This window comes from Candidatus Angelobacter sp. (assembly GCA_035607015.1).
Lineage (GTDB): Bacteria > Verrucomicrobiota > Verrucomicrobiia > Limisphaerales > AV2 > AV2.
This window is the reverse complement of record DATNDF010000001.1, coordinates 1-6,129: the sequence shown is the minus strand read 5'-3', so window position 1 is coordinate 6,129 and position 6,129 is coordinate 1. Positions and strand designations below refer to the sequence as shown.

The following is a 6,129-nucleotide window of genomic DNA, read 5'->3' as shown; positions in this document are numbered from 1 at the left end:
GTTCCTGCCGGCCTCGCCGATGGTGCGCCCGATTACCGCCACATTGGTCCGCCAGATCGCCGGCATGGGCGGCGACATCTCCGCCTTCGTGCCGGCGCCGGTCGCGGCGCGGCTGGCGCGCAAATTCGCCGGCACGTCTGCCGGCAAGCCCGGCGCCTGATCACGACACATTCCGGAGAGCTGCCATGACCTCTCGCCGCCTGTTCCTGTCGCTCGCCTCCGGCCTCGTTGCCGCGGCTTTGGCGGCGCCGGCGCTCGCGCAGCCCGCCAAACTCGCCAATCCGGCGGCGCTCACCGAGCAGGCGCCGGCGACCTACAAGGCGAAGTTCGAGACCAGCAAAGGCGCCTTCGTCATTCAAGTGACGCGCGCCTGGGCGCCCGGCGGCGCCGACCGCTTCTACAACCTGGTCAAGAACGGCTTCTACGACAATGTCCGGTTTTTCCGCGTGATCTCCGGGTTCATGGTCCAGTTTGGCATCCACGGCGATCCGAAGATCGCCGCCGCCTGGCGCGAGGCTCGGATTACCGACGACCCGGTCAAGTCCAGCAACACGCGCGGGGCGATCACGTTTGCGACCGCCGGGCCCGACACGCGGACCACGCAGTTGTTCATCAATTACGGCGACAACAACCGCCTTGATGGGATGGGCTTCTCGCCCTTTGGCAAGGTGATCGAGGGAATGGATGTTGTGGACAAGATCAACAGCGAGTACGGCGAAGGCGCTCCCCGCGGTCGCGGCCCCGATCAGGGCCGGGTTCAAAAGGAGGGAAACGCCTACCTGAAAAAGGACTTTCCCAACCTCGACTATATCAAGTCGGCCTCCGTTCTTCCCTGAATCCTTGAACATTCCTGTTATCCCATGAGCGAAGTTGCCCTCATCACCACGTCCGAAGGCGAAATCGTGCTCGAATTCTGGCCCGAGGTCGCGCCGCGCCATGTCGAGAATTTCAAAAAACTGGCGCAGCAGGGATTCTATGACGGTACCTGCTTTCACCGTGTCATCAAAGGCTTCATGATTCAGGGCGGCGATCCGCTTACGAAGGACGAAGCGAACAAGAGCCGCTGGGGCACGGGTGGCCCCGGCCACACCGTCAAGGCCGAGTTCAATGACAAGCCGCATGTCCGGGGCGTGCTCTCCATGGCGCGCTCGGACGATCCGAACTCCGCCGGCTCGCAATTCTTCATTTGTCACGGCGACCCGCGATTCCTGGACCGGCAATACACGGCGTTCGGGAAGTTGATCCAAGGGGACGAGGTGCTGGAAAAAATCGCGACAACCCCCACCCAGCCCGGTGACAGACCAGTTAAACGCATGAACGTCATGAGCGTCAAAATCGTTCCCGCCGAGTCCGTGAAGTGAATTTAGTCCCGCGCGAGGAGGCGGGTTCATTGGCTCGCATTTTGAAGGACCTCGATCAACTTGCCGCCTTGCTGGTGACACTGGGTTGTCCACTGGAAAAATCCACCGCAATGGCCGCGCAACTGGACAAACGGGCGCGGCAACTTGCCGGACGGAGAGGCCGCAGCTACGAGGAAGCCCTGGCGCACCTGCTCGAACTGATGAAGCAAGGCTGGGCCGCGAAGCAAAAGAGCCCCCGGTAGAGGGCAGCGCCCGGTCACAATCGGAAACGAGGTTGGTCGTGCCACATTCTGCTGGCTTCCGGCTGTGAGCTCCTGTTTTCTGAGTTCATGATCAAGCCCTGGGAAAAGACGGGCTCCAGACCCCTTGGCGACTTCCGCATTTTTTCGGTGCGTGCCGATCGGGCGGTTTCGCCGAGGACCGGCCAGGAGAGCGAATTCTTCGTCATCGACTGTGTTGACTGGGTGAATGTGATTGCCGTCACTCCGGACGATCATCTGGTGATGGTTGAACAATACCGGCACGGCACCAACACGGTGGAGTTGGAAATCCCCGGCGGAATGATCGATGGAAACGACGCGTCACCGGCGGTTGCGGGCGTCCGGGAATTGCGCGAAGAAACCGGCTGCTCTGGCGAAAACGAACGGATCATCGGGAGGATTTTTCCGAATCCCGCCATCATGAGCAACTCCTGCTACACCGTGCTGGTGGAGAATTGCCGCCTGAAGCACGCCGTCGAGTTCGATCACGGCGAGGATCTGGCGACAAGGCTGGTGCCGGTGGCAGACATTCCGCGTCTTATTGCGGACGGCAGAATTCGGCACGCGATCGTTGTCGTGGCGTTGTACCACTACGAATTGTGGCGACGCGGACGGAAGTAGGGATTCAATGCGATCCGGCACCAATTGGTTTGCGGCACTGGAAATTCCCTCCCTTGCTTTTCACGGTTCGACCGGTTCCTTCCCAACGCGGCAATGATTGACGCGGGCTGTTAAGAGAATGTCAACTGGCAGGGCCCCTCGCGCTCACTCCATCACAAGCCACCGACAAACTTCGACAAGCGCGGAAAACAATCTCTGAAGTGTTTCGTCATTTCCCGTTTTTACGCTGGCGGACTTTCTCCTTTTTTTCGTCCAAGTCGGTCCGGAATGTTTTACGGTCGCTGATGAGCTGTTTTTCCAATTGTTCGACGGTTTCAAAATCGCCTTTGTCCACGGCCCTGGCGATTTCCCCTTTCAGGAAGATTTCGCGATCGGCAACCTTCGCTTTGTAATTTGATTCGAGTTCGGCGATTTCGGCTTTTTGCCGGTCGGTCAATTTCACGACCGGCGCGGTTTTGTTCAGCCGCTCCATCGCGAGTTCATAGGAACTTTTCATGATTTCAAAAGGTTAGATTTGTATCTGGATTTTGCCATTAACCACGTTGATTGGAAAGCAGGCGACCGTTTTTTTGGAGTTCCCGCCGACGGGCGCGCCCGTCTTCACGTCAAACTCCCAGCCATGCAACGGACAAGAGACGCGCCCATTCTCAACCAGCCCTTCTCCCAGCGGACCACCGCGGTGCGGACATCGTCCGTCAAGCGCATAGCATTGTCCATCGAGTTTGAACAAGGCGAATTCGCGGTCGCCCACACGCACGCTCAATCCACGGTCGATTGGAACCTGGTTTACTTCGGCGATCGTGATGAATTCCGGCATCTTGTGTCCCGGCGTCGAGCCTTGAGAATCACTGCTGTGCGGGCGCGGTTCCGCCACCCGGGGGAGGCTTCTTTTTCCACGGCATGTCGGGAAATTTGGTTGGCAACCTGACGTTTTGCCCGACGGGCTGGGCCATTTGCAATTCCGGCTTGTCAGCCGGGGATTGGTCCGGCGGGGCCATGTTACCTTTCCATGAGGCGATGCGTGCCTGGAGACCGTGATGTTCGGCAGTCTTTTTGTCGCCGGCTTTCATGTAAAACAGCGAGAGATTCGTATGGACGAGTTGCTCGCCCGGACGAAGCTTTTCCGCCTTGTGTCCTTCGACGATGGCTGTGGCATAGTCACCCTTTCGATAGAAGGCCATGCCCAGGGACAATTGTGCGTCAAAGTGCGCCGGATCCTCGGCGAGGATTGCTTTGAATTTCGCGATGGCGGAATCGTAGTCCCCGGTACTGAAATCAAACATCGCGTCGTCGTATTGTTCCTCGAGCGTCGGCATAAATCTTTTTGACAACCAACCGTATCGCATGATTGTAGTGGCCGCGCAAGCGCAGACGCCTGACGTCCAAGATGAACCTGCCTCTCAAAATCATTTCCACCGACTTCGATGGGACGTTTTTTGCGGAATTTGCGGATCCGCCCGTGCCCGACGAATTACAGCGTCTCATCCAGCATTTGCAGATGTCCGGGACCAGGTGGGTAATCAATACCGGCCGCGATCTTTCGAGTCTGCTGGAGACGCTGGCGCGCGCGCATCTTTCCGTGCGCCCCGACTATCTCGTCGTTGTCGAGCGCGAGATTTACGTGCATGAAAAGAACCGTTACGTGGGGCTGGAGGACTGGAACCGCGCCTGCGCTCGAGCCCATGAGAAATTGTTTGCCCGTGTCCGCGCCGATCTGCCTCGGCTGATGGCCTGGGTGAACGAGCGGTTTGACGCAGCGGTCTATGAAGATTCGTATTCTCCGTTTTGTCTCATTGCGGAGAACAACAGTGACGCCGACACGATTCACCATTATCTGAACGACTACTGCGCCCACGTGCCGGATTTGATGGTTGTGCGCAATGATGTTTATGCACGTTTCAGTCACAAGGCCTACAGCAAAGGCACCGCCTTGTCAGAAATCGCGCGCCGGCTCGGCGTCGGCCCCGACCTGATTCTCGCCGCTGGCGATCACCTGAACGATCTGCCGATGCTTTCGCGGGAGCACGCGCGTTGGCTGGTGGCGCCATCCAACGCTATCGGGCTGGTGAAGGACGCCGTTCGAAAGCAAGACGGCTTCGTGAGCGACGAGCCGCATGGCCACGGCGTGACGCGTGGCATGCAATACTTTCTTCAATCCGCCAGCGCCGTTGAAAGAGGGCTTAACTCAAAAACCTGACGGATTAACCACCCTAATTCGCTCAAAGGCGCGACTTCTCCGATGAAACCAGAACACGTTGCAATGATTTCTTCTGCAAAGAGATGCAGTGTCAGATAAACGTTTGACAGAGGGACGCGCAATGTTAGTGTGACCCTGCAATTGACTTTGCACCCTCCGGAGATCACGCGCGGGTATAAAGTTGTCGGCGATTATCGAAACGTTAATCAGGATTTTTCATGAGCGAAGCGACCATGACTCCACTCACGTCGGGTGGCACACCAAAAGTTTCCAAAATATCCGAGGCCGTTGTCCGGATTGCCGGCAATTCCCAGGACGGCATCCAGGCAATAGGCGGCTTCCTGGCACGGCTCGCCGGACGGAGCGAGCAGGAGGTCATGACGTTCATGACGATTCCATCCACCATCTCCGGCGGACCTTCCATTTTCCAGGTCCGCGTCGGTTCCGGGGAGGTGTTGAGCGCCGGCGACGAAGCGGATCTGCTCATTGCGTTTTATCAGCATTCGTATGAAGGGCACATCAACTCGCTGCGCAAAGGTGGCATTGTTTTGTACGACAGCGACCACGTGCAGCCCAATCCGGAATGGCAGCGGGACTATCGCCACCTCGGTGTCGCGATTTCGTCGCTCACCGTCGAAGCCATCGGCGGCACGGGCAAGGACAAGGGCAAAAATGTATTCGTGCTCGGCCTCGTCGCGAAAATGTTCGATCTGAACGTCCCGAAGCTTGAGAAGCTCGTTCGCGAACGATTTGGCGGCAAGGATGAAAGCATTCTGAACAACGCTCTCACCGCTTTTCACGCCGGTTACAGCTACTCGCTCGACAACGTCATTGAGACGTTTCAATTCGTGGAGGCTCAGAAACGGGCCGGCCAGCAGGTGGTGATGAACGGCAACGAAGCGCTCGGTTACGGGCTCATCGCCGCGGGCGTTCGGTTCGGCGCCGGCTATCCCATCACACCGTGGTCGGACATCATGGAATTGCTGCGACGCGAACTTCCCAAGTACGGCGGCACGTTTGTCCAGTGCGAAGACGAAATCGCTTCCGTGTCCATGGCAGTGGGCGCGAGTTACGCGGGACGCGTGGCAGTGACCGGCTCGAGCGGCCCTGGCATTTCTCTCAAAACCGAGGCCATCGGCTACGCGGTCATGGCAGAGCTGCCGCTGGTGGTGATTGACGTGCAACGGGGCGGACCCTCGACTGGGATGCCGACCAGCGTCGAGCAATCCGATCTCAACCTCGCCTGTTTCGGCGGCCACGGCGATTCTCCGCGCGTTGTCCTGGCTCCAGCCAATGTTGAGGATTGTTTTTACATCGCCGTCGAAGCGGTCAACATCGCCCGCAAATACAGCGTGCCGGTGATTATTCTTACAGACCAAGCCATCGGCACGCGCATCGAGGCGTTCGAAGAACCCAATCTCGAAAAGGTCTGCCAGGACATTTCGCCGGACCTTACGCCGGTGGCCGACCACAAACCGTACGATTTGTCCGCGGCGGACGGCGTGACACACCACCGGCCACCTGGCACACGCATCGCCAGCGGCCGCTATCCGGTTGTAACGGGCCTTGAACACGATGAAATGGGCCATCCGACCGGCTCGCCGAAACTGCACATGGCGATGTCCGCAAAACGGCGCAACAAACTCCGCAAGCTGGGGGCTGAATTGCCGGTGCCGAAGGTTTACGGCCC

The 6,129-nt window shown here is 58.5% G+C and carries 10 protein-coding genes; 7 read left to right on the top strand and 3 right to left on the bottom strand.

The features are described 5' to 3' along the window. The 5 genes from VN887_00050 to VN887_00030 all read left to right on the top strand — a co-directional run. On the top strand, positions 1 to 160 hold a 160-nt coding region (locus VN887_00050), incomplete at its 5' end, for a phosphopantetheine adenylyltransferase (GenBank protein HXT38389.1). 79 nt (positions 161 to 239) lie between these two features. Then, a complete protein-coding gene (locus VN887_00045; protein ID HXT38388.1) occupies positions 240 to 836 on the top strand; it encodes a peptidylprolyl isomerase in 597 nt (198 codons plus the stop codon). 24 nt (positions 837 to 860) lie between these two features. Then, positions 861 to 1,361 (top strand): peptidylprolyl isomerase, encoded by a 501-nt coding sequence (locus tag VN887_00040; protein HXT38387.1) that lies wholly within the window; start codon positions 861 to 863, stop codon positions 1,359 to 1,361. Further along, positions 1,358 to 1,603, top strand: coding sequence for a hypothetical protein (locus VN887_00035; protein ID HXT38386.1), 246 nt, complete (start codon positions 1,358 to 1,360; stop codon positions 1,601 to 1,603). The genes VN887_00040 and VN887_00035 overlap by 4 nt, the downstream gene beginning before the upstream one ends. A gap of 87 nt (positions 1,604 to 1,690) precedes the next feature. Continuing rightward, positions 1,691 to 2,242: an NUDIX hydrolase gene (locus tag VN887_00030; GenBank protein HXT38385.1), complete on the top strand. Its 552-nt coding sequence runs from the start codon at positions 1,691 to 1,693 to the stop codon at positions 2,240 to 2,242. 208 nt (positions 2,243 to 2,450) lie between these two features. Here VN887_00030 and VN887_00025 read toward each other — a convergent pair whose 3' ends face one another. The 3 genes from VN887_00025 to VN887_00015 are packed head-to-tail and all read right to left on the bottom strand — an operon-like array spanning position 2,451 to position 3,558. Next, entirely contained in the window at positions 2,451 to 2,738 is a 288-nt protein-coding gene (locus VN887_00025; protein ID HXT38384.1) for a hypothetical protein, read from the bottom strand. Between the two features lie 12 nt (positions 2,739 to 2,750). Next, positions 2,751 to 3,059: a Rieske 2Fe-2S domain-containing protein gene (locus VN887_00020; protein HXT38383.1), complete on the bottom strand. Its 309-nt coding sequence runs from the start codon at positions 3,057 to 3,059 to the stop codon at positions 2,751 to 2,753. A 28-nt stretch (positions 3,060 to 3,087) separates the two neighbouring features. Further along, positions 3,088 to 3,558 carry a tetratricopeptide repeat protein gene (locus VN887_00015; protein ID HXT38382.1) on the bottom strand — a complete coding sequence of 157 codons (471 nt, stop codon included), beginning with the start codon at positions 3,556 to 3,558 and terminating at the stop codon, positions 3,088 to 3,090. A gap of 71 nt (positions 3,559 to 3,629) precedes the next feature. On the opposite strand from VN887_00015, the gene VN887_00010 reads away from it, so the two are divergent. Then, positions 3,630 to 4,439 (top strand): HAD hydrolase family protein, encoded by an 810-nt coding sequence (locus tag VN887_00010; protein HXT38381.1) that lies wholly within the window; start codon positions 3,630 to 3,632, stop codon positions 4,437 to 4,439. 218 nt (positions 4,440 to 4,657) lie between these two features. Continuing rightward, positions 4,658 to 6,129, top strand: a 1,472-nt coding sequence (locus VN887_00005) for a 2-oxoacid:acceptor oxidoreductase family protein (GenBank protein HXT38380.1), incomplete at its 3' end; no start/stop codon positions are given.

Coding starts and splice junctions, on each gene's coding strand:
- VN887_00040 (HXT38387.1), top strand. CDS start 861: ATGAGCGAAGTTGCCCTCATCACCACGTCCGAAGGCGAAATCGTGCTC.
- VN887_00015 (HXT38382.1), bottom strand. CDS start 3,558: ATGCCGACGCTCGAGGAACAATACGACGACGCGATGTTTGATTTCAGT.
- VN887_00030 (HXT38385.1), top strand. CDS start 1,691: ATGATCAAGCCCTGGGAAAAGACGGGCTCCAGACCCCTTGGCGACTTC.
- VN887_00025 (HXT38384.1), bottom strand. CDS start 2,738: ATGAAAAGTTCCTATGAACTCGCGATGGAGCGGCTGAACAAAACCGCG.
- VN887_00010 (HXT38381.1), top strand. CDS start 3,630: ATGAACCTGCCTCTCAAAATCATTTCCACCGACTTCGATGGGACGTTT.
- VN887_00020 (HXT38383.1), bottom strand. CDS start 3,059: ATGCCGGAATTCATCACGATCGCCGAAGTAAACCAGGTTCCAATCGAC.